We start from the raw sequence: 24,132 nt of genomic DNA, 5'->3' as shown, positions 1-24,132 counted from the left end.
GGTGCGCAGCTCATACAAAGCAGCAATCGGAACTGATAGGTGACCGGTATTCCGCTGCCGTTCAGCTTGTTTCACGGTTTATCCAGTAGTGCGACAATCAATGGACCCACTTACGGGCATTCGGATTGGAATGTCCGATATTACGAGTCCAGTCGGCGTTTGAATCGTGCAGGCACTCCTGCGTACAGGCTGTTGGGAAGGCAGTCTTCGGTGACGACGCTGCCCGATGCGACGACGCAGCCGTCGCCGATCGTGACGCCGGGAAGGATCGTCACTCGTGCGCCGACCCAGCAGCCGTCGCCGATGACGATTGGCGCATCGACCGCGTCTCCGATTCGCCTGTGTTCCGGGCCGATACTGTGACCGCACGTTACAAGCATTGTCTCGTAACCGATTCCGGAGTTGACGCCGATGGTGATGGGTGCGCCGAGATCGAGGAAGCAGCCGTAGTTGACGAAGGCTCCTGCTTTCAGCGTCAAACCGGTCCACGCGCCGAGAAACAGTCCGGGGTTGATCTGCGCAGTCTGGTGTATGTCGTGACCGAGCCTGCGCAGCAGGGCAGTTCGGAGCCTGCGCGGCACGGCAACGCTCGCGAGGATGCGGTTGAGCACGAGATCCCGCCCCACTGGGCCGAGTTCGCCGGCGATGACTTTTCGGATCCGACGCATCATCGGCACAGCGTAACGGTCACGACGCGTATCAAGGATGACGTGACTCGCAGGGGCGCTACTCGCGGATGGTGTCGATGTTCTCGCGATACCACTTCACCGTCGACGCGATCCCGTCGCGCAGCGTGACGTTCGGGCGCCACCCGGTGGCCATAAGCGTGGAGACGTCGAGCAGTTTGCGTGGTGTGCCGTCGGGTTTGGTTGTGTCCCATTCGATCCGCCCGAGGTAGCCGACCTCCTCGGCGACCATCTCGGCGATCTCCTTGATGGACTGGTCTTCACCGGTTCCGACGTTGACCTGCTGAGGTCCGTCGTAGTGGTCGAGCAAGTGCAGGCACGCGGCGGCCATGTCGTCGACGTGAAGGAACTCGCGCATCGGCGATCCGGTGCCCCAGTTGGTCACGACGTCGAGCCCGTCCTGCCGCGCCTGCTCGTACCGACGGATGAGTGCCGGCAGTACGTGCGCGCCCTGCGGTGAGAAGTTGTCTCCCGGCCCGTACAGGTTGGTCGGCATGGCCGAGATCCAGGGCAGCCCGTATTGCTTTCGGACGGATTGAATCTGGAGGATGCCGGCGATCTTGGCGATGGCATAGGCGTCGTTGGTGGGTTCGAGGAGGCCCGTGAGCAGGTATTCCTCTTTGATCGGTTGCGGCGCGAGCTTGGGATAGATGCACGACGAGCCGAGGAACAGGACACGTTCGACGCGGTGCTCGAGCGCTGCATCGAGCACGTTCACCTGGACTTGAAGATTGGAGGAGATGAAGTCCACCGGGTACGTGTTGTTGGCCATGATGCCGCCGACCTTCGCTGCGGCGAGCACGAGGTTGACGGGCTTGGTCTCGGCGAAGAAGTCGAACACGGCCGCACGATCACGCAGATCCAGTTCGGCGGAACTTCGCCCGATCAGATTGGTGAAGCCGCGGTAGTCGAGCGCCCTCCAAATGGCGGACCCGACAAGCCCTTTGTGCCCGGCGATGTAGAACGGCGCGTTACGGTCGAGAGTTGCCTCCCACGTCGCGTCGACGGTTGCAGTCATGCCCACTCCTTCAGCAAGGGGGTGTCGATCCAGGGACGCCCTTCGCAGGCGAGTGCTTCGATGTCGGCGTCGACCATGATGCGCGCGAGCTCAGGCGTGTGGACCGATGCCTTCCATCCGAGGTCGGTCTCCGCTTTACTCGGATCCCCGACGAGTGCGTCGACCTCGCTCGGTCGCAGGTAGCGGTCGTCGAAGCGGACGTGCTGCTGCCAGTCGAGCCCGGCGTGCTCGAAGGCGACGGTGAGGAAGTCCTTGACGGTGTAGCTGCCTCCGGTGGCCAGCACGTAGTCGTTGGGTTGGTCGGTTTGCAGCATGCGCCACATGCCTTCGACGTATTCAGGTGCGTATCCCCAGTCGCGGACTGCGTCGAGGTTTCCCATGTAGAGGTGGTCTTCGAGGCCGGCTTTGATCCGGGCGACCGCGCGAGTGATCTTTCTGGTCACGAACGTCTCACCGCGACGCGGGGATTCGTGGTTGAACAGGATGCCGTTGACGGCGAACATGCCGTAGGCCTCGCGGTAGTTGCGAGTGACCCAGTAGGAGTACAGCTTTGCGGCACCGTACGGCGAGCGGGGATGGAAGGCCGTGTCCTCGTTCTGCGGCGGCGGGCTGGCACCGAACATTTCGGAGCTCGACGCCTGGTAGAACCGGCATTGGACGCCGGTCAGCCGTACTGCTTCGAGGAGCCGGATCGATCCGACACCGGTGGTGTCTCCGGTGTGTTCCGGCTCGTCGAAGCTGACGCGTACGTGGGATTGTGCGGCGAGGTTGTAGACCTCGTCGGGCCGGATGTCGGCCATCAGGGTGACGAGTCTGGCCCCGTCACTCAGATCCCCGTAGTGCAGAAAGAGTTTCGCGTCGGGTACGTGTGGGTCGACGTACAGATGGTCGACGCGCGCGGTGTTGAACGTCGATGCGCGTCGTATCAACCCATGGACTTCGTACCCTTTGGCGAGCAGAAGCTCGGCTAGGTATGTCCCGTCTTGGCCTGTGATCCCCGTAATCAATGCCTTTTTCACCACTGCTCCGTCCAAGCGTGATGCGGATGATGCAGGTAAGAGTACAAAGATGCACGTCGTCGCGCTACGGTTGAAATAGCATTGATTGCAGTCTGTTTTAACTCTTTAGAGCCGCAATATTCAAGACGGCTCTCGCATTAGCTGATTTCTCGCTACCGTCCCGCTGATACCAGGAGACTACGATTCCGCGATTCGGAAAAGGTTTCGATATCGGTTGATCAGACTGTTTGGCACCTCCAGTCCGCCGCCCCTGGGGCGGGGACACGCCACGACCCCAACCAACAGGCCCGAACAAACCAAAGCCTCCATCGGAAATCCGTAAAGCTTCGTCGATACCTGTGTTCGGATTACGGTCAAACATGCGCAGTCGCGGGGGATGAGCTGCCCTCGGCATACTACTCAAGATGATATCCGTCCTTGCCTGGCCGCGAACATCCTGTTGCCCGGACCCAAGCACACGTTCTAGATGAGGGAAAAGCGACGGCTACATAGCAGCAACGCCGGCGGGACCTAGCCCCGATTTGCCACACTCGACCGGTTTCCCAATACTATTCGATGAGTATTCGTCCCGACCTTAACCGTACCCGTAACCCTCCGACCCGGCGGTGCCGTCCGCCGATTTCCTTCATTGCGAATCGATCGAACGGGCATTGGTGACTCTTTGGGGCGTACAAGACCCGTCGCATCCCGCTGCAACATCACCTTCCCCAACAATAATTGAAAGGATCTGAGTACGTTCAGACGCCGACTTACCTAAGGTCGCAACCTATTCACAAATACGGACCCAATCGCGAGCACACCCAACACCCACACACGGGACCGAATACAAATCATTACCCTGCCCCAGAATGAACTGAAAATACCATGGAACAACGTTCTAATCCAGCACCTGCGATAACATCTATGATTCGATCGACTTCAAAAACTTAGCCGGAACGCCCCCGTACACGGAGTTAGCCTTACAGTCGGAAGTCACAACACTACCTGCGGCAATGACAGAGGACTCACCGATCTTCACGCCTGGAAGAATTGTGGCGTTGGCACCGATCCAACATCCGTCGCCGATCTTAACCGGCAATACCAACTGCTCCAGACCTCGCCGCTTTGCCGCAGGACCGATGTGATGGGTAACTGTCAAGATTGTAGATCCTGGACCAATTGCAACATTACTTCCAAGTTTAACTTCTCCCGTAGCGTCGATAAAGCAGTTATAATTTAGAATTACGCCCTCGTTGACGACAAGCCCTGAGCCACCAACAAAAAGGCCAGGCGCGATAAAGCTCTTCTTAAACGACAGCCCAATAATTCGATAAAGACGCCACCTCACAGGAGCAGGGATAACTACCGATGCGAAAAGTCGGTTCCTGACGACATCCCTGACAGCTCGACTCAAATGTCGACGAAAATGCACGTGCGAACTCAACCTTCACTCCTTAGCGGTGCTAACCCGGACACAACATTTAAGACATTACCTCAAGGCACCACTGACACCAGCTAAGTGACCGCGAACTGCGGCTACTAGCTTCGCTAGTTTACGTCGCCGCTCCCGTACGGCTCTGCCAGCCATAATCACCGATTCAAGAATTCGACGCGGGTGCATACAATAAGATAAACCAAATTGCTCAGCTAGGACCACAATCCGATTTCGCTGCATATAGTAATAAAAAAGCTCACTCCTGCCGTCTTCACTTGACGTCGCACCGACGGCGTGCCAAACGACTGCCGACGGTTCTACGATCAACTTATATCCTTCCTTTGCCGCTCGGAGCGACAGATCAGCGTCTTCCCAATACATAAAAAGGTCGTCACGAAACCCACCCAGTGATGCCCACGCCTTTCCCGAGACCATGAGGGCCGCACCCGTCAAAAAGTTGACCTCAAAGACGCCAGGCGCCCGGCCTGAGAAATGTTGTGTTCTTCCGCGTGCGAAATCGAATTCACCACCCCCAAACCAGACATCGCTTCCGTCGATGCCAGTTGTAACTAGCGGTGAACCCAGATCCGCCCCCTGAGACTTCATAGACGACACAAGTTTGGCCGCGGAACCAGGTGCTGGCAGCGTGTCAGGGTTGAGAATCCATATGTAGTCTGAGTGAAGAACTACAATGCTACTTATTCCAAGATTAACTGCCGGACCGAATCCAAGGTTTTCCGAAGTAGAGACTAATTGAGCGTCTAAGCCTGCAGAAGCAGCAACCAGGGCATCATACTCATGGCTAGCCACCGAATTATCAACAATGCAGATCGATCCAAAAGATGATCGATCAATGCTATCCAACAGCCTGAAAACGTAATCGCTTGAGAAATAATTAACAATGACGATATGTATAGACACCGACACCCACCTCCCTAGTTGGAGTTCCATGTTGCACAGTCATCAAATGTGCTCCGGACGACCAAGTCTGTAGCTTCTTTTGCCAGTGCGGCTAACTTCTGAGCGCGGGAAACACGCGCGGACACCGACTCTTGATCAGTGGCCACGCCCGCTGACTCCACAATCCCCCATCCAGCCACCGGACGTTCGTATTCGAACCCCCAGGTCTCCATATACGCAGCCAACTTCTTAACTCCACCAAGTGGTACTTGCTTAATACCTGCCGCCATAGCTGTAATATTCACATGCAAGCTCGATGCAATAATCAGCGATGATCGCGCGATCGTCTCGACAATCTCATCGATGGTTTGCGGAACCAACAGAGTAGTGGGGCACTTAAGCTGAGAGGCAATCGCGCCCAATCCGACCTGATCGGAATGCGCACCCGCCATACCAACTGCAAGCAAAGTAAGCCCGTCCGCCTCTGTCCCAATGCGACTCAATGCGTCGATAGTTTCCTTGGTGCAACCATTTGCCCAGGCACGAGACATTTGCACAACGACACCGCTGCTTTGAACAGAACCCCCCGCCGGGGTCAACGATCTATAGTCAGCGAATCGCCGAGTTTCGAATAACGCAGCCGCTGAATCCGGTACAACCGGCAACTCGAGACCGAACTGAGACGCAAGTTCGGCCGACCTCACGTCGCGTACGGTAGCAGAATTTGATGTCGCGACTACACCCCAGAGTTCGCGTTGACAAGCGCTTGGAAGAATCGCTGAATGCGCAGCGCCGACCGCGTTAAACCCGAGAGCTCGAATCGTAGGATGCTGCGGAACGAATGGATATTGCCACTGCCCTCCGAGAGCGAGCCGCCCGAACCACTCTCGTGGACCTCTCGGCACAACCTTTCTTCCAAACCGGATGATGCTGTCACTACGTTCTGACTGCATACTCGCCCACATACTAAACCAGCCAGCGCCAACAACTTCTCCACCACCCACGATGACGGCATGCTGACCACCACCGGTGACTGACTGAATCTTCGAGGTCGCAACACCCCCAGCCGAACGCATATCGCCACCGGCGACCGTGCAATGGACCAAAGAGTCACTTCCGGTCACACTTGGCGATCTTCGCACACTCTCGTCCAACATTATCGGGAATAGAAGATCGCCGTAGTTAAAGCGCTCGTAAGCGCCCAGTGTCAGCTTGGAAATTGCCTTATCCTTCCGAAAAAGAGGATCTGTTTTGCATGGTCTTACCTCTGAGTAGAGCGCCAGCGCATTTAACACCAGCGAATGTAGGAATCCAAGCCCGCAGCGGGACCTTTAGCAGAAGTGTGGCCGTGACCGAGGTAGTCACGAAGCCAAGAACAGAACCAACTGTCGCGCCAATTAAGCCAAAAAAGTGTCCGAGGGATACGGTCGCCACTAGTCCTAGTGAAAACCCCGCATACTGCGCGATGCTTGCTCGATGTGACCGATCCTGGGCAATCATGTTTGACGTCAGCGTATAGTTGGCAATAACAAACAGCGCGCCTATACATAAAATCAACGTCACTGGAACGGATCGCTCAAACTGGCTACCAAACACGAAAGGAATTACCCACGGTGCGAGAATGGCAATAATAGACATTAACAAGAACCCAGTTGACACAGCTGCGCGCAGCGACTCCTGAACAATAGCCTTCCTGCCCTCGGTGTCTAAAGTTGCAGACTTCTTAAAAGTTGCCGTGCCCAACGCCTGACCTACCGGCACCGGCGCAAGTGCGATATTGAGGGCTACTGCATAGTTGCCAAGTGCCGCACTTCCAATTATTGGCAACAAAATGAGTTGGTTCAGGCGATACGAAGCAATCTCCGAAATCTGCGCACCTGCCGATTTTATTGCTTCGCGGAGAAGCCCACCAACTGGAACTTTAGGACCTCGCAACCGAATATCGTTGAGCCTGGATGTAATCAAAAATGAAACCAAAACAGAGACTGAAGTCGACGCGATTGCACTGGCGACGGTTAGTGCACCTGACAAATATAGCAATGTTAACACCGTTAAGTTTGCTATCGGTTGACTCACTGTAGCGAAGAATAGCGCACGAAACCGATCCTCAATCACGAGGACACTGTATAAACAATTTCGGCTCACGATAAGGGGTGTCAGTAATAGGCCTACCATCAGCCAGACTTTCCCGGCCGGTGGCAGTGAGGCGAGAATCGAGTGGGTTAAAGCCAATCCCATTGCGCCTGCAGGAATCACGGACACCAGACTCAGAATGAATGAAGTCCTCATCACCGGCATGCGGTTTGCCGGGTCGACCGCACATCGCCTTCGGACCGCCCACGGCAAGCCAAGTGCCAATGCTATTGGAAGAACAGTTAGAACTGTCATCGATGCGGCGACTAAACCTCTGCCGTCTGCACCAATTGCTCGGGCTATTATAGGAGAGGTAATAACTGCGGTCCCAGACGCAACGACGCGCCCGACGAGCAAGCCAGCAGGGCTGGAGACGGTATTCACCAATGTGCGAGAAAGTCTTGTGCCTTTAGCCCTCAGCACCAGATTCCTCATGCCGCCTTCCTTCTAGTTTGGACAAGCCAACACAAAATAACACCCAGGGCTATGGCAGACTCTACCAACAGGATGGAATCGAGAGGCTGTCGAAAACGTGCTCGAGTGAAGAAAACTGCCATAAACGGCGCGTTGACGAAGAAAATTGCCAGCATCCAAAGTTCAGACCGCAATAACGGTACGCGTCCCCGCCACAGTAGCCTAAACAAAGACAAAAGTAATAATATACCGCAGACGAGTGTTACAGCTACACCAATTGTTGCTGGTAGGTGCGTCCCGCCAGTTGCAGGTTCACTCAGCGGCGAGAAATAGTTCAATAGCTTTCCAAAGTATAGTCTGACCGATTCGGCCGGATTCTCTTTTATCCAACGGATCGCTTCCTGACGGAAGAATTTATCACGATCATACTCGTTCAAGCCCGACGCACGAACGTAGTCCCGCTGCTCATTAATGTCTACGTCGACACCACTGGAGGCGGTTGCATTGGGATGGTTTCCATACAGTAGATTGATTCCGGACGAGGTACTAAGAGGTATAAAATGACCCAGTTCGACCATATTGCGAAGAACCCAGGCTGCGAACGGAACGACGAAACCAACGGCGATGAAGGTACGGCCTAACCGCAGTGTGGAACGTCGCGCTGTCACCATCGCAAGCAGAACAACTGCAGAGGCTGTAGGTGCGAGCGTCGGAACTGCAAGCGACATTACAGCGCCAAAAATCCCCACAGCCAGGGCGTAAATCTTACGATGAAAATGAGAAACGTCTGTCTCCCAAGAAACGACTACCAACCACATCATGAGTAGACTCGTCAACGCCAGCGTTTGAGGGTAGAGAGTCGTCGCCGTGTATAGACTCAGTGGATAAAATCCGACAGCAACGCAACCAATTATGCCGGCGAGAGTTCCCGCAATCCGCGCAGCAATCACGCCGGCAGCAATCGCTGCTGCGATTAGGAGTGCCAACGGGAGTCCGAAGACTATCCAGTTTGTTCCAGTCGCTACCGGGATTGCGAGCATGATTGGCCATGCTGGCGGTCTGTAAGCGGTCTCGTTCCCTCCCAGCTGATAAGTCCCTCTCGTGACGCTCTCAGCCAGTTCTAGATACACACGTTCGTCGTGATATCGCACTCCGTTGTGCATCAGCATCGCCGCAACGGTAAGGCTTACGCTCACCAGGAAGAAGCATGCGCCGAGATAGCGCCAATTAAGTGTCGAGGTACCTGTGCCGCCTTCAGCTGAATGCTTCAGGTTGCCACCCGGTAAATAGGTCGACGAACGTCGAGACTGGCCTGGGTAGCCCATCATAATTTGCACACCGCCTCATACCGACGCTGCACTCCGGTGCTCAGGAGCCCAACTCCGACTATCACGCCCCCTAAAACAGCAAAGCTACGCGAGAACATCACTGGCGCCACGGAACTAACAACCAGTAGAGCGAAGAATCCACACGCTAATACTGACCATGCATTCGAGGCTCCGAGGCCGGTGCTCCCGCTACGGATCAATCGCACAACCGACGCGATAATCGCAGTGAGCACTGCACTTCCAGCCAGAACTCCGAATTTTACAAACAGAAGCATGTAGTAATTATGGAGGTACAGACGTCCCTGGTCTCCGCGAAACGGTTCCCCCGCCACTCGGTCCCGGTAGTAGCCACCGAATCCGCTGCCGCCAATTGGGTGTTGTAGTACGAACTGCGCCGCAGCATTCATCTCGGTGAACCTCCATCCCACAGACGGGTCGGTTCCGATAACATCAGGCGCTATTCCAGCAATAACTCGAGCGGAGAAAGAATCAATGACATTACCAAAGTACCCAAACTGATAGCCGATCCAGATCGGTATTCCGACAAAAACTGCGGCGGCGGCGATCAAGACTAACAGCCGCATTAGGCGCTCTGCGCGCGATAGAGCAGCTGGAATTATCGCAGCTAGAAATATCGCAGCAGCGAGGCCTACAACCGAATTACGAGAATATGCAACTACTGTGAGGATAACTGCCGACAACAGCCCTATTCGGAACCAAGTTTTCCCGAGAAAACCTGACAAGTCGAACTTCATCACCCAGGCAGCCACGGAACAGCACAGCAAGAACAAAGCCAACGGAACAGGTTCAGTCTGAATCCGCTTAGCGGAGAGGTTGCGCGCTTCCCCGTTGTAGTAGATTGCATTCGTTGCGCCGCGTTCGGTGCCAACCACGTTCATCTCGCTGAACTGGCTGATGACGGCCAGTACCGTAGTCGCTACTACTACAAAAACTAGGCACCGGACACCGAAACGGATCGATCGAGGATTCTGCACTGCGAACGCACCGATGACAAGGCCGGCAATCATATAAAAGAAAGGCCTGGAGTCGCGGACGATCCAAGGTATGGTTGCTTCGGAGATTGCTCCAACGGTGATGGCAAACACCGCGCAGTAGTAGAAGACAGCGCTTCCCGGCGTACGGCGAACGTGAGCCAATGACTGAAGGATAGCGACTATCAAAAGTAGATCCGCCAGATAGACAGAACCGAGTGGAATCTCCAGTTTCCACTCGGTCTCGAAGATCGACGGCAGGGAAGCGCTCGCTACTGCGATCCAGACGATGCGTTCGCGCGCAGTGAGTCGATCACCCTTAGGCTCAGTATGCACAGGCTGCTTACACGAAACAGAGGTAACTTCTAGGCTAGACATTAGCGCCGTCCAGCCTGCTGTCGATAATCTTCAATAGCGTCTCGATTGCTTCGGTCGTCTCTGCGCGCTTGTCCTGCGCCAAACCGGAGAGTTGCTTTAGCGCTGCGTCCTGGCCAGTTTGAGCTTCAACAACTGCGTCTGCGATCGAATCAGATTGCGCTGCAGTGTAATTTGCGCAGGTGCCAAAATATTCTCGCAGTTCAGGAAAGTCGCTGGTGACGATCGCAGTACCACTCGCCAGCGCTTCATAGGCCGCTCTTTGCATTGTGTGAGGTCGCACTGTCAACGCCACAATTACGCTGCTTTCGTAAATCAGTGTTTCGTAGTCCCGTTGTTCGAGGAAGCCGGTGAAGATCACATTGGCCGGTGCCGCGGCTGCGACAGATGTCGGCGCCCGTCCAGTGAAATACCATGTAAGCGATGGAGTAAGAGAGGCTGCTTTAAGGATTTCTAAGACCGGTTCGTCGTTTGCATAACTCAAAGGAACTACAACTGTGTTGCGCTTTTTGGTTCCAAATATTTCCTGTGGCGCGGACGGAAGAGGGTCGTGGAGTGCGAAACCCGCGACACCCGCCCGCTCGCACCATTGTTTCAGCTCTGCGTTCGTGACAAGTGCAATGTCGGATTTCTTAAGCAGTTTAAAGGTCGCCGGCAATGCCCATCTCCATTTAGGATTCAGAAATACTCCTGTATGAAGGTCTGCAATGATAACAACGGGCCGAAACCAGCCATACAGTCTTACGATCAGTAGCAGAGGAATGGGGGGCAGCATCAATGCCACCACGCGTGGCGAGTTCGCGCGTAGTATTCCGACGGTCCGGTAACAGGAAATTGCGTACTTGAAAAGTACATTTTTTTGAGTTGGCTCGACGAAGACAGGAGTGTAGTTCATCATCGTCGCAACTGCGTCGCTGCGGCCGTGGTAACCTATCCAGCTGATGAAAAGACCCGTTTGGTTGATACTTTTCATGATGTCCTGGTCCTCAATTTCACGCGACGATTCCCAGCGCTCAGCAACGTCTTGCGATCAGGAATATCGAGATCCAATACTAACGCAAGGTTCCTTGTTCGCATTGTCTCGGCGATCTGAATTTGGTGATCGTCGATATGTTCGTTGTGTTCCTTTGTGCGAATTGCGAGAACGGGCGCTGAACCGGCGTCGAGGATGTTGAGAATGGATCCAACGCCAGCATGAGTCACAACCACGTCAGCTTCAGCAATGTATTTCGCCATATGAGTCGAGTCTAGTTCAAGAAAAACTTCTCCCGGCAAATCGTCCCGGTCCGTCTGGCCCACTTGCCAAGTTATCTGGTCGCGGTTATCGACAATTTTTAGAATTGCGTTCACTGCCCTGTCGAACCTATAAGGTTTGATTGTGCCGAGTGTAACGAATATCTTTAATGGGCCATTATATGATTTGGATTCCGCAATTTCCCAGTTGTCGAGCAGTGTTCCGGCGTAAGTCCACCTCGGCAGATTCCAATGAGAATGTTGGGTGAATGTTTCAACTCCAGGAGTGCGCGCCATCAATCTGCCTGTCAAAGATGGGCCCGCCGTCCGACTGACGCTCTCAATGTAAATGGATCTGACACCAAACAATCGAGCCAAAGGCAATATAAAAGCTGCAATCGCTGCACCGGTACTTATACAGAAGTCGAACTTCTGCGACTTCAGCAATGGCACTACAGTCAATGCAGCTTTGATCGCGCGAATAACATCCCGAGGGCGAACATAGTCTACGTGGACAGTTGGCCGGTCATTTAGAAGCCCTCGGGACTGCTGATTGTCAAAGGTCACCCAGGTCGAATCTTTTCGGTGTTCATTTTGATTGGAAATTCGGACAAGCTGTTCCAGATGGCCGCCAGTAGAGGCCACCCAAAGACCTCTGCTATCTGGCCGAATAATCTCAGCGAGGGAGGCCGGTGTGTGGTTCAACGGAGTACCTTCCGATATTACTTTAGCTAGATGAGAGTGTTCGTTCCATAGGCTCTCCCGGAGCAGCCACTTGAATCTACTACTACACGAATGGGTTGCCAGGCCGTACAGCGCGTAACACAGCATGAAACTGTTGCACTCTAGATTGAATTCCTGATGCTAATACGCCCCGTCGCTCCCCGCGACGGCCTTGACCGTCTTCGCGATGATCAGCAGGTCTCCGACCATCGACCAGTTCTCCACGTACGAGAGATCCAGGCGCACAGTCTCTTCCCACGACAGGTCGCTACGACCACTGACCTGCCAGAGTCCTGTGATGCCGGGCTTGACCAGGAGACGGCGTCGTACATCTCCGTCGTAGGTCTCAACCTCGCGACGCAACGGCGGCCGTGGACCGACGACGCTCATCTCGCGGCGCAGGACGTTGAGGAACTGCGGCAACTCGTCGATGCTGAAGCGGCGCATGAACTTGCCGACCTTCGTGACGCGCGGATCCTCACGCATCTTGAACAGCACACCGCCCTCGCTCTCGTTCTGAGCGAGCAGAGCATCGACATGCTTGTCGGCGTCCTGAACCATGCTGCGGAACTTGATCATCGGGAACGGCTTACCGTCGATGCCCATGCGCTCCGACTTGTAGAACACCGGCCCCTTGCTCGTCAGCTTCACCGCAGCCGCAACCACGAGCAGCAGCGGAGCGATGAGCAACAGAACCATCGAGGCGAACACCATGTCGAACGCCGTCTTGCTGAAACGCGTCGCACCGTTGTACTGCGGCTTCTCCACGTGAATCAACGGGAAGCCGGCAACGGGACGCATCACCAGACGCGGGCCGGCCACGTCGACCACACCCGGTGCCACGACCAGATCGACGTTCTTCTTCTCCAGGTCCCACACCATCTTGCGAATGCCCTTGTGGCCCAGGTGCTCGGTCGCGGTGACGGCCACCGTGTCGGCACCGGACGCCTCGATGGCGTCGGTGACTGTGTGCTCGTCGCCCAGAACCGGGATCTCGTGACCGTCGACGATCAAACCGTCGCGCTCCATCTCGTAGCCCGGGAGGCACATGCCGACCACGCTGTAACCGGACGACGGCGACTTCTCGAACTGCTTGGCCATCGCGACAGCTGCCTTACGGCTACCGACGATGAGAACAGAGGTCTGGTACTGACCCTTACCGCGCTTGCCCGCGACGCTCTTGCGCCACAACCATCGACTCAGCAGCAAGCTGAGGAGGCCGACGGGCAGAGCGATCGCCAGATACAGCCGCGCGATGTCGACCTTGAACAGAAGCGACAAGATTGCGACGACGCCGAACAACCGGAACGTCGCCGAGACGATGCGGCGGTACTCCTCCGCGCCGTTGCCGATGACGCGTGGTGAACGAGTGCGGAAGATCGCGAGGAACGCGATCCACAGAGCTGCGAACGCGACGGACACTCCCGTGTACGCGAAGAACGCCTTGGGCTGATCCGTCTGCGCCTCGCCGAAGCGCATGATCTGCGCGAGCGCGATCGAAGCGACGACGACCAGAACGTCCGTGACCCGAAGCCTGTCGACGTACTGGTGCTCCCACACACGACGCGACGTGAGGCGCCGAACGCGCCAGGCCTGCTTAGCCGGAGTAACTCCCCTTGGAGTCTGTTGCACCGAATCCAGTGTTGCCACGGACTCCCCCTCCTTACGATGCTCCGACAGCTTGCGGCCGACGGTCCTTTAGGTTCATTGACGAACCTTCTCCACTCACATCTGCACTGACGTGAAGAAACCGGTCCTCGTACTGCTGCGCTTCGCTGAGCCTTGAAAATCTTCCCACGCAGTAGTGTTTAAAGCTCTCCTAGTGGGTCACATCACAGAATGATCACGTAACCACACCCGGTTTATCACACCCACGTAGACGCGCGTGGATGCAATTGACAAAAATTCCGACCAGACCAACCATCGCCGTGGACGGCTGCCGCGTTACAGATGACGTCGACTAGTGTGACTTCGTCGAATGTCACTGCGCTACAGCGATTCTCCTGTGAGCAGCACGCAACCGCGACGTCTCTGTCGCGGTTCTTAACGCAATGGAAACTTTGAAACTCTGACTGTTACGAACAGGGGCCGTGGCCCGCTATTCGAAAACAATCCTTTTGCCGATCTAGCACCGGCTGACGTTCATTGTGCCGGGTATGTCCGACAGTATCCAAACCGAACCGTAAATGGATCATCCGTCCGAACGACACCAATTATTTCCGTCAGTTGTGCTGGTTTTCGTGCGGCATAGGTCCGGATTCTCGAGGACTATGAGGTCATGGCCGCCCGAGTCCGCGATACGTCCAGCCTGCGTCACGCCATTGCTGCGGGTCGAGGCAGTTACGGCCGTCGATCAAGACTTTCGCCCGAACCACACCGTCGAGATCGGCCGGAGTCAGCGCCTTGAACTCTTTCCACTCCGTCAGGACCAGTACGACGTCGGCACCCTGGCACGCTTCGAGCGTCGACGCGCTGTAACCGAGCGTGGGGAACAGTGCACGCGAGTTGTCCATGGCCTTCGGGTCGTACACGTTGACCGCGGCGCCCTGCAGCTGAATCTGACCGGCGACGTTGAGCGCCGGGGAGTCACGAACGTCGTCGGAGTCCGGCTTGAACGCCGCCCCCAGCACGGCCACCCGAGCGCCGAGCAGCGAACCGCAGGCCTCACGCGCCAACTCGACCATGCGAGTGCGTCGTCGCATATTGATGTTGTCGACTTCGCGGAGGAACGTCAGCGCCTGGTCGGCACCGAGCTCACCTGCACGAGCCATGAACGCGCGAATGTCCTTGGGCAGGCAACCACCACCGAAACCGATGCCAGCGTTGAGGAACTTGCGGCCGATGCGCTCGTCGTGTCCGATGGCGTCGGCCAGTATCTTGACGTCCGCTCCAGAGGCCTCGCAGACCTCGGCGATGGCGTTGATGAACGAGATCTTCGTGGCCAGAAAAGCGTTCGCCGACGCCTTCACCAGCTCCGCAGTCGCGAGATCGGTGACGAGGAACGGAATTTGCTCGTCGAGCAGCTGGGCATAGACCTCACGGGCTAGAGCCTCGGCACGGCCCGGACGGTCACGGTCGACGCCGAGCACCAGACGATCCGGGTGCAGCGTGTCCTTGACGGCAAACCCCTCGCGCAGGAACTCGGGGTTCCACGCGACCTCGACGTCGTCACCCGCGGGGGCGAGCTGACGGGCCCGCGCGCCGAGACGAGACGCCGTCCCGACGGGAACCGTCGACTTACCGAAGATGACGGCAGGCTTGGTCAGCAGCGGGGCAAGAGTCTCGACGACGGCGTCGACATAGACCATGTCCGCGGCGAACTCGCCCTTCTTCTGCGGGGTGCCGACACCGAGGAAGTGCACATCGGCGAACTCGGCAGCTTCCTCGTACGACGACGTGAACCGCAACCGGCCTGCCGCGATGTTGCGCTGCAGCACCTCTTCGAGACCGGGCTCGTAGAACGGGACCTCACCGGCCTCCAGCTTCGCGAGCTTCGCCGGATCGACATCGACGCCCAGCACCTCGTGCCCCAGCTCGGCCATACACGCAGCATGGGTAGCACCGAGGTACCCCGTGCCGAACACTGTGATCCGCATGATGCGCTGTATCCCCCGAAATGGAAGTTGGCCGAAGTCGTCACGTTGAAGTTCCAACTAGGAGATAGTAGAGCGCGGCACCGACATCTGTCGCACCGGTTGAGTTGTCGTTCACCACAACGAAACCCGTAGTTACTCGCCAGTTTTCATTCGGACGGAGTATTGACGCTCTGCCAACCGGGGCAGAACCAAGTTCTCTGCAGGTCCTTCCACCCAGCCACCTCCCAGTGGGGGACGACGCTCGACGTGATTGTGCGGGAGCGACGGAGCGGGACCACGCTCGGTGCCGCGGTAGCTCCGAGTCTTTCAGTTCATGTGGTCTCGGTGGGTCGTCGCAACGCCTTCAGGTTGGTCAGGACCACTCCCGCGATGACCGTGACTCCCCCGATTGCCTGGGCGAGAGTGAACGACTGACCCAACCCGACACTGATCACCACAGTGAAGACTGTGATGAGGTTCAGGAAGACCCCCGCGCGGGCGGGTGGGATGACCGTCAGCGCCTTGTTCCACATCACGTACGACACGACCGACGGGCCGAGGCCGACGAACAGCAGTGCCCAGATCGTGCCCGGTTCGGTGGGGATGTGAGGTCCACCTGTCAGGAGTACGACAGGTATCAGGACGACGATCACGATGAGCGCCTGGACGGCCGTCGCGGTGATGGGCGGAATCGTCGACCGGCGGCGCCCCGACAACGTGTAGGCGGTCCAGGCACAGATGGCGCCGACCATCAAGAGATCACCGAGACCGAGTCCCGACGACAGCAAAGCCGTCGGATGACCGTCGCTCAGAACCCAGAGGACGCCGACGAGAGCGACACCGATCCCGGCGATCGACGTTCCGTTGAGTCGCTGCTGCAGGAAGAGCGCTGCGGCGAGACTGATCAACGCAGGATTGAATGCGTTGATCAGTGACGCACTGACCGGAGTGGTGTGCTGCAGAGCCGAATACAGAAGGAAGTTGTAGGCCAGCAGACCGAGGAGTGCGGGTGCGATCATCGTCGGCCACGATCGTGCGACGGCGGACCAGTCGGGCTTCTCGATCAGGTGCGCCAGAGCCAGCAACGGCACAAGAGCAATCACCCAGCGCGACGCCGTCAGATCCAGTGGCGAAATCGACGACACCGCAGCGCCACCCACGACGTAGTTGCCGGCCCAGAACAGCGTCGCCGCCAGCAGGGCGAAGATCCCGAACGTCGATCCGCGAACAGTGGTGCCGGTGGACATGAGTGTGACTATGCAGTGTCGACGCCCGTGAGGGCGAATCCTATCGCGGCTCGAACCCGCACTTATGCAGGAGAATCGGGTCAAATCGCCTGCACAAGTGCGGCTTCGCCACCCGTGCGCGAAAAGTTACCTCCCACACCAACTCTCCACTCACGGGCGGCGGAGCCGCACCGTAGCGCTCATGCTCTGCTTGGCGTGGATAGAACTTACTGTTGCGGTTCGTTGGTGATCAGCACTGCGTTGCCGTCCGGGTCCTTGACGACCGTTGCGTACGGCCCCAGGAGGTTCGCGGGGGCGGTGATGCCCGTGTGGCCGGCGGCGGTCAGTCGCTCCCAGGTGGCGTCGACGGCTGCGTCCGTGTCGACGAAGAACTCCACGACTTGCTGGTAGCCGCTAGGTGCGGGTCGGACCCACTCGGGGTCGAAGCGTTGCGCGATCGGCGCGGTGGTGAGGATCAGCCTCGTCTCGTCGCCTTCCTTATAGAAGGCGACCGGCCGCTCGGGGTGCGCGTCGGACACGTCAATACCGAGGAGGCGGTAGAACTCGATCGAGCGCTGAAGGTCGCCGACATAGAGGACCACCATCCCGAAACGCGGGCGCCCGGACGTGGCACTGTGCTCTAAGGAGTCGAGATCGGATTCGTTGGTCATGGTAGATAATCTACGAGGGTGTATGAATTATGGCAAGAGAAGAGAGTGAGGAGCTCGGCGCTCTACTCAGTCAGCTGCTGAGTCTCGTCGTCGAGCGCGAAGCACCGATCCTGGAAGCGCACGGCGTGACGATGTGGGAGTACGTGATCCTGAGCCGTCTGTGGGGCGAGCCAGGGCTGACGCAGAAGGAGCTCGCCACGCGCACCCGCCGAGATCCGACACGCTTGATCGGACACTTGGACGCCCTCGGCGACCGGCAACTGATCGTCCGCGTAGTCGACGAAGCGGATCGCCGGCGGCGAATGGTCGAGCTCACGGACGAGGGCCGAACGCTGGTCCGCGCCGCCCGTCGGGATATCCGGAAGATGGAAGGCGACCTCCTCGGCGCCCTCCCCGCCGACGAGCAGAACACGCTCCGCGACGCCCTCGCCTTGGTCCTACGCCGTAACGAGTGAGTGCGGCTCCGGTCTGGGGGACGATGCTGAAAGCGATTGTGCGGGAGCGACGGGCCGGGACCACGCTCGGTGTCGCGGTAGCGCGCATGTTCCCCCGGCCGAACCCGCACTTATGCAGGAGAATTGGGCCAAATCGCCTGCATAAGTGCGGATTCGGCGTTGTCACACCCACATTCGACCCGGTCGGTGCGACAATGTCGAAGCGCGGGGCAGTAGCCTCGTCGAAGTGAGCCCGGCAGCCTTCCGGACGGTTGGTGAGCCGGGTTTTGCGTTTCTATCGCACTGTGTGGCGAGCACGGATATTCGGTTCGACTCGACTACCCCAGTGCCCTCCTTTCGCCAGACACCATGCCACCGCATCCGGGATCCAGAGCATCGGTTCATGCTTGACTCGGACGTGCTCGTAGCTCGAACCGTCTTGGATCTGATGCCCTCTAATTGCCGAGTAGCACCCACAGCGCCTGGAAACATCGATTCGCCCTGGTTCGCGCCGGCGCCGGTCACAACCCCATCACAACTGCCGCAGAAGGGTGGACGCCTCGCGAGCGGTCTTGCAATCGTGTGAGTGCCGCAAGTAAAGAGCGGTCAAAATATTCCACGACGCCATTCGAAAGGTTGCCTGCATGCGAAACTCGCTGCGCCGCGGAGTAATTGCTATCGCCTTGTCGATCCCTCTCGTTCTCGGAACTGCCGCGACGGCAGCGGCCGCACCACACACCTCCACGCTGCAGGTACCCGTGGTGACGGGCCCCGAGATAGGTCCGGCAGCCGTCCCCGGCGGCCTCATCCAGACTGTCCCCATCCGACTGACCGTCGGTGAACAACCCGGCGTCGTCGACTTCGCTGCAGCCGACATCGCCGCCTGGCACTCCCAATACCCGTACCGATGGCTGGGAGTGCAGTGGCGCAACCTTGCGACGGGTGCATCCGGAACACTCGACCTACGGCACTGGCTCGATCTCGAGAACAGCGACACCGAGAGCTACGGAAGATCTCTCCCGCTGGAGGTCACGGCCGAAACAGGTTCTGGCCCAGTCTTTGTGACCGTTACTCATCACCGTGAGCAGTACGAGGCGCCCTCGATCTCCAACGCGCTCGTACCCGGCTTGGGAGTGATCTTCGTTCCTTGACCAACCCGCACTTATGCAGGTGAATTACGCGATTTCGTCTGCATAAGTGCGGAATTGTAGCCCTGGCTCGACGAGCAGCTTGCGGGCTTGACGGTCTGATCGCGGCAAGTTCTCAGCGGTCACCGGTCGAGTCCGATTCGCAGCACGATCTTGCCGCTGCGTTTTTCGGACTGGGCGTGGGCGCGGGCTGCGTCTCGGAAGGACATGACCTCGCTGACGTGCGGCGTGTACTGACCAGCGTCGGCGAAGGCCGCTGCGCGGCGTAGCAGAGCCGAGTCGTTCTCTGCGTACACGCTGCGAACACCCAACTCGCTCGCTGCCTGGTGGTCCGCAACTGTCACGACATGCGCTGTGTCGCCGGCAAGTTCGATCAGCTGTGGGAGCGACCCCGATCCCGCTGCGTCCAAAGCGAAGTCGACGCCGTCGGGTGCCGCCGCGCGCACGCGGTCGACGAGTCCGTCACCATAGGTGACGGGGATGACCTTCATCGCGCGTAGACGCTCATGATTGGTCTCACTGGCGGTGCCGACGACGCGCACCCCGGCTGCGATTGCGAATGCCGCCGCTGCGCTACCCACGGCACCGGCGGCGCCACCGACCAGCAGTGTCGAGCCGTCGAGTTCGCCGAGTGCGTCCAACGCCCGTAGCGCGGTCACCGACGCCAGCCCCGCCGCGGCGGCCTCCTCATCGCTCCACACTGTTGGAACCGGCGCCCACGCGGTGAGGACGGCGTATTCGGCGGTAGTGTCGCTGACTCCACCGAGTCCGAACACCTTGTCGCCGATCGCGACGTCGGTGACACCCTCACCGACTTCGTCGACGATGCCGACAGCGTCGCGACCGGGGATGGCCGGTAACTGCAGCGGCAGTAGCTCTTTCAGATGCCCGGCCCGCAAGAGTCTGTCGATGGGGTTGACACTGACGGCCAGGACGCGGACTCGCACCGAATCGGGTCCGGCGTGGGGTTCGGGACGATCGGCGATCTCGAGTACGGAAGGTTCTCCATACGTCTGGTACTGCACTGCGAACATTGGTGGACCGTTGCCTTCGTGTCGAGGTGTGTTTGAATCAACCGTAGAACCTCTCGTCAGTGTCAGGTTCAAGCTTTTATGAGGAGAGTCACCATGCGCATCGGCGAATTGGCGCAACGGACAGGAGCCAGCGTCAGGTCGCTGCGCTATTACGAGGAGTGCGGACTGCTGAATTCCCAGCGCAGCGGGTCGGGGGCGCATCGCGTCTACGATTCCGACGCCGTCGATCGAGTCAGACTGCTGCGCCAGCTCTACTCGGCCGGCCTGTCGAGCACAGTCATCGCGTCGATCCTGCCGTGCGTGGACGCGCCCTCATCGCATGTCACGCGGAGATCCGTCGGCATCATGCGGGCCGAGCACGAGCGTCTCGGCGAGCAGATGCAGGCCATCGCCGAGACGCGTAGCCAACTCAGCTACCTCATCGCGTGCGCGGACGAATCCCTCGAGACATCCACGTCCGCATGACGCTTCCCGGAGTCAGGTACGTGCCCTCACGAGGGATCACCACCCACCGTCGATTAGTTTCCGGAGCAACAGCAGTCTGCTCCAGCACAACTCCTCGAAAGGAAGTCCCATGCCCGACGTCAAAGGCCCGCAGTCCTACTTCCCGTCCATCGAGAAGAAGTACGGCAAGCCCATCAGCGAATGGCTCGACGCCATCGCCGCGGCACCTCAGGCCAAGCACTCCGAGCTGGTTGCATGGCTCAAGACCGACCACGGGATGGGGCACGGTCACGCCAATGCCCTGGTTGCTCACGCCAAGCAAACAGGGTTGATTACGACGCTGTAGACCGAGCCGGGTTGGAATCCTCACTCGAATTCATGAGTTGCCGACAGTCGCCAGCCAAGTTCGGGCTCTCGTGAGCGCCAAGTCCTTGTCGAGATCGTAGGTGTCCGGCCACTCGATGCCGTACTTGTCGATCCGCTCGATGATCTCTTCTGCGGCGATGATGCCTTCGTCGATCAACGCAGAGAGAAACTGATGGTCTTTCTCCCTGCCTGCAATGCACTTCGCCACACATAGGTCGACGGGGTTCAGGCACAGTGCGATCCGCCCTTACAGCTCGGACGTGCCGTCCTCGACGGTGAAGTGAACCAGTCGATTTTCCCAATGCTTCGGCAGCACAACGGTGTCCTTGTGGATGCCCTCGACATAGACGCCGTGGTGCTCGTGGAACGGCGAGCCCTCGCCCAGCCGTACATCGAGAGTAAGCAGCTTCTCGTACACGCCATCGGGATCGGAAATACCGCTGCCTGGAAGGATATCGACCTCAGTCGATTGGAACGCCGAGTCCGGCAACTCACTGGTGTCATAGCTCCCGAGGATCGACTGCGAACCCATGACGATCACCTGGAACTCTTCGAGGTTCGCACACGAAGCCCTGATGGCCCGCTCGAACTGGTCGCGGTTCACGCCTGGATGGCAGTACGAAGGTCGTCGATCACGTCGAGTCGCTCGGCCTCGTTGAGCAACACGTACAGCGGTGACAGGCTCCGCATGTCTTTGCTGATCTCGTCTTCGGAATGAACGAGGCGACGAAGACCGTCGACGTCGTTGTCGCGGACGATCCGCTCCCACCGGTCGAGGTAGCTGGTCATAAGTGCGTCACGCGAGACGTTCCGGCGGATGCCGTCGAGACTCTGGCGTACCGCATCGGTGTCGAACGAAAGGTGCTCCCGCTCGATCTTGTGCAAGATCGCCTTTTGCATCAGCATCTGGCGAGTTGCCTTCATATCCACGACGGGCATCTCGCACTCCTCTCTTGACGCAGGTCAGCGACCTCATCGTACAATGATCCCTCTATTTGCCGCGTTGGTGCGGGAGATGATCAGTACGAGCAACGCGAGCTGTCCGTCAGCCGTGATACTCCCACTGCAGACGCCCGTCGACGATCTCGTGACGCCACCCGCCCGCGAACGGCACGCCCGCCTCCAGACTCTCCGCGAGATCCGTGAGCATCGCGCTGATCGAATTCCATTGCGGGCCCTGGTTATCGGAGTCGACCTTGTCGAAAACAGTCACGCATCCGTTCAGGTCGCCCGGTCTGGTGTCGACGAACAAGAAGTAACCATCCAGTCCCGCAATCGGAATGAATTCGTCGAGGAAAGTCCACGCTGCCTTGCCTGCGGTGCGTTCAATCACCCCCGTCGGGTCGTTCTCCGCGTCTCCCCTCTGCCAAATCTCGGTCATCGTCGCTCGATCCGCGAGCATCGCGTCGAGACCGAACAGCGCGTACTGAGGAAACAGCGCCATCCACGGTTCGCGAGGCAGCCCGTCGACGCATCGGAACAGCTCGACGAGCTCACTGGGCCATTCGACCCCGGTCCGCCTCTTCGCCTCAAGGATTCGTTCCTCATTGGCACCGTTGATGACATAGTTCGGCACCGCATTTCGAAGCCAAGCAGCGATCCGATCCCACTGGTGCGTGACGCTCGATGGCGGCGTCGAGTAGCGCACAGGCGGACGCGCCGCGCGGGTGGCGGTATCCGCTGCACGTTCGACCGCTCGGCCTCGTTCGCCCTCGATAGCGTCGAGAACCAACTGCGTCAGATCTGATTTCGACGCTGCCGGATCGCCGAACCCGTTGACCCAGGCGAACTCCGAGTCCAAGGCCACGAAGATCGGTGACAACGGTCCGGCCTCGGGGGTTTCTCTTCGCAGAAGACTGAGGCCGGTGTCGACGATGGCACTCAAGGCATCGGCGCGACTCGTTTCACTTCCGTTGACTGCAACGGACTGGCCAGGCGTCGATGTCGGACATGCAACTTCCCATCGTACGAAGTTGTCCGCGACGTGCTCGGCGGGAGCGATCGGGGCGAGCCGTCCTTGACCGTCCAGCTTCATCGCGGGCGTGAGCTCGAAGAGATGCTGTTCCAGTCCGTTGTCCTCGCGGAAGCGTCGAAACATTCGATACGTGATTTCCGAGGGCAGGATGATCTGCGCGAGGTCGACGAACTCCTCGTGCACCACACCGTCCGAGGTCTCGACCCGCAACGGTGTCACGGCGTCGAAGGTGCCGGATGCTTCGAGGGTCCACCCGTTCGGAACGTGGTCGGTGGCTGGGCGGTAAGCAACCTCGACCGTCACCGCGACGTGTCCTGGCCCGGCCGTGCTGACCGACACACCGTTGGGCGCGGCCGGACTCACTGGGTGACCGACGCGCAACCGTGCCATCATCTGCGAGTGGGTCGGGACCCGTATTCCCCTTTGGAGCCGTCAGATGCGCAAGACCGCAACCGCCCTGCTCGCCGCAACCGCAGCCGTACCCCTCTCTCTCGCTTTTGCGACGCCCGCGCAGGCTGCGCCCGGCGACGTCACCGCCGTTTTCAGCTCGGCAGTCACTTCGACCGGCGTCAACACCGTCACCGGCACCTTCACGTTCGCCGGCGGCGCCGCCCCCACGTACTGCGGCTTCGGTGACGTCGACGATTTCGTCGAGACAGGCTTCGAAGATCCCGGTTTGTACGTCGCGAACAATGCCGTCCCCACGGGAGCATCACTCGTCCTGACCGATCCGGTCGTGGCCGACGGCACCTACACGATCGAATGGGCATGCCGGCAGTACGCCGCCGGCGGCGGCGAGCAGACCGAAGCCTGGGGCACCCCGGCCGCGCAGATCCCCGGCGGTGCAACAGCTCACGCGGTCGTCATCACCGTTCCCGAATTCGTGGAGCCGGAACCCGAGCCCGTCTGCACGGGTTCCGCATGTCTCCCAACGGGTTCGTTCGGGTTCTGACGTTGCACGACAGTGCTCCGCAACGATCGGTTGCGGGGCACTGTTGTCGGTCGGTCGCCGGATCCGTCGTTC

At 58.6% G+C, this 24,132-nt stretch carries 25 protein-coding genes; 5 read left to right on the top strand and 20 right to left on the bottom strand.

Translation table 11 applies throughout. The features are described 5' to 3' along the window. Nucleotides 1–140: 140 nt before the first annotated feature. The 15 genes from CHB96_RS23620 to CHB96_RS23555 form a co-directional block, all read right to left on the bottom strand. Nucleotides 141–671: a DapH/DapD/GlmU-related protein gene (locus CHB96_RS23620; RefSeq protein WP_245866093.1), complete on the bottom strand. Its 531-nt coding sequence runs from the start codon at nt 669–671 to the stop codon at nt 141–143. A gap of 55 nt (nt 672–726) precedes the next feature. Continuing rightward, on the bottom strand, nt 727–1,704 hold the full coding sequence (locus CHB96_RS23615; RefSeq protein ID WP_089250957.1) for a GDP-L-fucose synthase family protein: 978 nt from the start codon (nt 1,702–1,704) through the stop codon (nt 727–729). Further along, nucleotides 1,701–2,723: a GDP-mannose 4,6-dehydratase gene (gene gmd / locus CHB96_RS23610; protein WP_176444474.1), complete on the bottom strand. Its 1,023-nt coding sequence runs from the start codon at nt 2,721–2,723 to the stop codon at nt 1,701–1,703. Before gmd ends, CHB96_RS23615 begins: the two co-directional genes overlap by 4 nt. Nucleotides 2,724–3,624: 901 nt before the next feature. Next, entirely contained in the window at nt 3,625–4,050 is a 426-nt protein-coding gene (locus CHB96_RS30435) for a DapH/DapD/GlmU-related protein (RefSeq protein WP_176444473.1), read from the bottom strand. A gap of 141 nt (nt 4,051–4,191) precedes the next feature. Beyond that, a complete protein-coding gene (locus CHB96_RS23600) occupies nt 4,192–5,058 on the bottom strand; it encodes a glycosyltransferase family 2 protein (RefSeq protein ID WP_176444472.1) in 867 nt (288 codons plus the stop codon). A 14-nt stretch (nt 5,059–5,072) separates the two neighbouring features. Next, on the bottom strand, nt 5,073–5,990 hold the full coding sequence (locus tag CHB96_RS23595; RefSeq protein ID WP_176444471.1) for a polysaccharide pyruvyl transferase family protein: 918 nt from the start codon (nt 5,988–5,990) through the stop codon (nt 5,073–5,075). A gap of 271 nt (nt 5,991–6,261) precedes the next feature. Continuing rightward, entirely contained in the window at nt 6,262–7,605 is a 1,344-nt protein-coding gene (locus CHB96_RS23590) for a lipopolysaccharide biosynthesis protein (RefSeq protein WP_089250879.1), read from the bottom strand. After that, nucleotides 7,602–8,921 (bottom strand): hypothetical protein, encoded by a 1,320-nt coding sequence (locus CHB96_RS29480; RefSeq protein ID WP_141136548.1) that lies wholly within the window; start codon nt 8,919–8,921, stop codon nt 7,602–7,604. Before CHB96_RS29480 ends, CHB96_RS23590 begins: the two co-directional genes overlap by 4 nt. Further along, nucleotides 8,909–10,240: an O-antigen ligase family protein gene (locus CHB96_RS23585; protein WP_176444470.1), complete on the bottom strand. Its 1,332-nt coding sequence runs from the start codon at nt 10,238–10,240 to the stop codon at nt 8,909–8,911. Before CHB96_RS23585 ends, CHB96_RS29480 begins: the two co-directional genes overlap by 13 nt. 34 nt (nt 10,241–10,274) lie before the next feature. Continuing rightward, nucleotides 10,275–11,252, bottom strand: coding sequence for a glycosyltransferase (locus tag CHB96_RS23580; RefSeq protein ID WP_089250875.1), 978 nt, complete (start codon nt 11,250–11,252; stop codon nt 10,275–10,277). After that, on the bottom strand, nt 11,249–12,157 hold the full coding sequence (locus tag CHB96_RS23575) for a glycosyltransferase (RefSeq protein WP_176444469.1): 909 nt from the start codon (nt 12,155–12,157) through the stop codon (nt 11,249–11,251). Before CHB96_RS23575 ends, CHB96_RS23580 begins: the two co-directional genes overlap by 4 nt. 219 nt (nt 12,158–12,376) lie before the next feature. Further along, nucleotides 12,377–13,885 carry a sugar transferase gene (locus tag CHB96_RS23570; RefSeq protein WP_371829048.1) on the bottom strand — a complete coding sequence of 503 codons (1,509 nt, stop codon included), beginning with the start codon at nt 13,883–13,885 and terminating at the stop codon, nt 12,377–12,379. A gap of 626 nt (nt 13,886–14,511) precedes the next feature. Further along, nucleotides 14,512–15,831, bottom strand: a complete 1,320-nt coding sequence (locus CHB96_RS23565) for a UDP-glucose dehydrogenase family protein (protein WP_089250871.1) — start codon at nt 15,829–15,831, stop codon at nt 14,512–14,514. A gap of 311 nt (nt 15,832–16,142) precedes the next feature. Then, nucleotides 16,143–17,057, bottom strand: coding sequence for a DMT family transporter (locus tag CHB96_RS23560; RefSeq protein WP_089250869.1), 915 nt, complete (start codon nt 17,055–17,057; stop codon nt 16,143–16,145). Between the two features lie 206 nt (nt 17,058–17,263). Next, nucleotides 17,264–17,707 carry a VOC family protein gene (locus CHB96_RS23555; RefSeq protein WP_089250867.1) on the bottom strand — a complete coding sequence of 148 codons (444 nt, stop codon included), beginning with the start codon at nt 17,705–17,707 and terminating at the stop codon, nt 17,264–17,266. A gap of 29 nt (nt 17,708–17,736) precedes the next feature. Here CHB96_RS23555 and CHB96_RS23550 point away from each other — a divergent pair, with 29 nt between their 5' ends. Together CHB96_RS23550 and CHB96_RS23545 are read left to right on the top strand one after the other, a co-directional pair. Then, nucleotides 17,737–18,162 (top strand): MarR family winged helix-turn-helix transcriptional regulator, encoded by a 426-nt coding sequence (locus CHB96_RS23550; protein ID WP_089250865.1) that lies wholly within the window; start codon nt 17,737–17,739, stop codon nt 18,160–18,162. A gap of 623 nt (nt 18,163–18,785) precedes the next feature. After that, complete coding sequence (locus tag CHB96_RS23545) at nt 18,786–19,292, top strand: hypothetical protein (RefSeq protein WP_245866090.1); 507 nt, start codon at nt 18,786–18,788, stop codon at nt 19,290–19,292. A 119-nt stretch (nt 19,293–19,411) separates the two neighbouring features. On the opposite strand, the gene CHB96_RS23540 is transcribed toward CHB96_RS23545, so the two are convergent. Next, on the bottom strand, nt 19,412–20,323 hold the full coding sequence (locus CHB96_RS23540) for an NADP-dependent oxidoreductase (protein ID WP_089250863.1): 912 nt from the start codon (nt 20,321–20,323) through the stop codon (nt 19,412–19,414). A gap of 93 nt (nt 20,324–20,416) precedes the next feature. Here CHB96_RS23540 and CHB96_RS23535 point away from each other — a divergent pair, with 93 nt between their 5' ends. After that, the gene (locus tag CHB96_RS23535; protein WP_089250861.1) at nt 20,417–20,788 is read left to right on the top strand and encodes a MerR family transcriptional regulator; all 372 of its coding nucleotides are present in this window, start codon (nt 20,417–20,419) and stop codon (nt 20,786–20,788) included. A gap of 109 nt (nt 20,789–20,897) precedes the next feature. After that, a complete protein-coding gene (locus tag CHB96_RS23530; protein ID WP_089250860.1) occupies nt 20,898–21,113 on the top strand; it encodes a DUF4287 domain-containing protein in 216 nt (71 codons plus the stop codon). A gap of 30 nt (nt 21,114–21,143) precedes the next feature. Here CHB96_RS23530 and CHB96_RS30225 read toward each other — a convergent pair whose 3' ends face one another. The 4 genes from CHB96_RS30225 to CHB96_RS23515 form a co-directional block, all read right to left on the bottom strand. Further along, nucleotides 21,144–21,341, bottom strand: a complete 198-nt coding sequence (locus CHB96_RS30225) for a hypothetical protein (protein ID WP_245866089.1) — start codon at nt 21,339–21,341, stop codon at nt 21,144–21,146. Nucleotides 21,342–21,380: 39 nt separating this feature from the next. Further along, nucleotides 21,381–21,665, bottom strand: a complete 285-nt coding sequence (locus CHB96_RS30220) for a hypothetical protein (RefSeq protein WP_245866087.1) — start codon at nt 21,663–21,665, stop codon at nt 21,381–21,383. A 68-nt stretch (nt 21,666–21,733) separates the two neighbouring features. Further along, nucleotides 21,734–22,072, bottom strand: coding sequence for a hypothetical protein (locus CHB96_RS23520; protein ID WP_089250858.1), 339 nt, complete (start codon nt 22,070–22,072; stop codon nt 21,734–21,736). Between the two features lie 106 nt (nt 22,073–22,178). Beyond that, nucleotides 22,179–23,501 (bottom strand): SMI1/KNR4 family protein, encoded by a 1,323-nt coding sequence (locus tag CHB96_RS23515; RefSeq protein ID WP_089250856.1) that lies wholly within the window; start codon nt 23,499–23,501, stop codon nt 22,179–22,181. A gap of 43 nt (nt 23,502–23,544) precedes the next feature. On the opposite strand from CHB96_RS23515, the gene CHB96_RS23510 reads away from it, so the two are divergent. Next, nucleotides 23,545–24,060, top strand: coding sequence for a hypothetical protein (locus tag CHB96_RS23510; RefSeq protein WP_089250854.1), 516 nt, complete (start codon nt 23,545–23,547; stop codon nt 24,058–24,060). Nucleotides 24,061–24,132 lie beyond the last annotated feature (72 nt).

This window comes from Rhodococcoides kyotonense, assembly GCF_900188125.1.
GTDB classification, from domain to species: domain Bacteria; phylum Actinomycetota; class Actinomycetes; order Mycobacteriales; family Mycobacteriaceae; genus Rhodococcoides; species Rhodococcoides kyotonense.
This window is presented reverse-complemented; position numbering and strand designations above follow the sequence as displayed.

Excerpts from the sequence above, each read along its gene's own strand:
- CHB96_RS23515 (WP_089250856.1), bottom strand. The coding sequence starts at position 23,501 with ATGATGGCACGGTTGCGCGTCGGTCACCCAGTGAGTCCGGCCGCGCCC.
- CHB96_RS23555 (WP_089250867.1), bottom strand. The coding sequence starts at position 17,707 with ATGACCAACGAATCCGATCTCGACTCCTTAGAGCACAGTGCCACGTCC.
- CHB96_RS30220 (WP_245866087.1), bottom strand. The coding sequence starts at position 21,665 with ATGGGTTCGCAGTCGATCCTCGGGAGCTATGACACCAGTGAGTTGCCG.
- CHB96_RS23560 (WP_089250869.1), bottom strand. The coding sequence starts at position 17,057 with ATGTCCACCGGCACCACTGTTCGCGGATCGACGTTCGGGATCTTCGCC.
- CHB96_RS23620 (WP_245866093.1), bottom strand. The coding sequence starts at position 671 with ATGATGCGTCGGATCCGAAAAGTCATCGCCGGCGAACTCGGCCCAGTG.
- CHB96_RS23520 (WP_089250858.1), bottom strand. The coding sequence starts at position 22,072 with ATGCCCGTCGTGGATATGAAGGCAACTCGCCAGATGCTGATGCAAAAG.
- CHB96_RS23565 (WP_089250871.1), bottom strand. The coding sequence starts at position 15,831 with ATGCGGATCACAGTGTTCGGCACGGGGTACCTCGGTGCTACCCATGCT.
- CHB96_RS23580 (WP_089250875.1), bottom strand. The coding sequence starts at position 11,252 with ATGAAAAGTATCAACCAAACGGGTCTTTTCATCAGCTGGATAGGTTAC.
- CHB96_RS23545 (WP_245866090.1), top strand. The coding sequence starts at position 18,786 with ATGCGAAACTCGCTGCGCCGCGGAGTAATTGCTATCGCCTTGTCGATC.
- CHB96_RS23590 (WP_089250879.1), bottom strand. The coding sequence starts at position 7,605 with ATGAGGAATCTGGTGCTGAGGGCTAAAGGCACAAGACTTTCTCGCACA.
- CHB96_RS23595 (WP_176444471.1), bottom strand. The coding sequence starts at position 5,990 with ATGCAGTCAGAACGTAGTGACAGCATCATCCGGTTTGGAAGAAAGGTT.
- CHB96_RS23550 (WP_089250865.1), top strand. The coding sequence starts at position 17,737 with ATGGCAAGAGAAGAGAGTGAGGAGCTCGGCGCTCTACTCAGTCAGCTG.
- CHB96_RS23510 (WP_089250854.1), top strand. The coding sequence starts at position 23,545 with ATGCGCAAGACCGCAACCGCCCTGCTCGCCGCAACCGCAGCCGTACCC.
- CHB96_RS23535 (WP_089250861.1), top strand. The coding sequence starts at position 20,417 with ATGCGCATCGGCGAATTGGCGCAACGGACAGGAGCCAGCGTCAGGTCG.
- CHB96_RS23540 (WP_089250863.1), bottom strand. The coding sequence starts at position 20,323 with ATGTTCGCAGTGCAGTACCAGACGTATGGAGAACCTTCCGTACTCGAG.
- CHB96_RS23530 (WP_089250860.1), top strand. The coding sequence starts at position 20,898 with ATGCCCGACGTCAAAGGCCCGCAGTCCTACTTCCCGTCCATCGAGAAG.
- CHB96_RS23615 (WP_089250957.1), bottom strand. The coding sequence starts at position 1,704 with ATGACTGCAACCGTCGACGCGACGTGGGAGGCAACTCTCGACCGTAAC.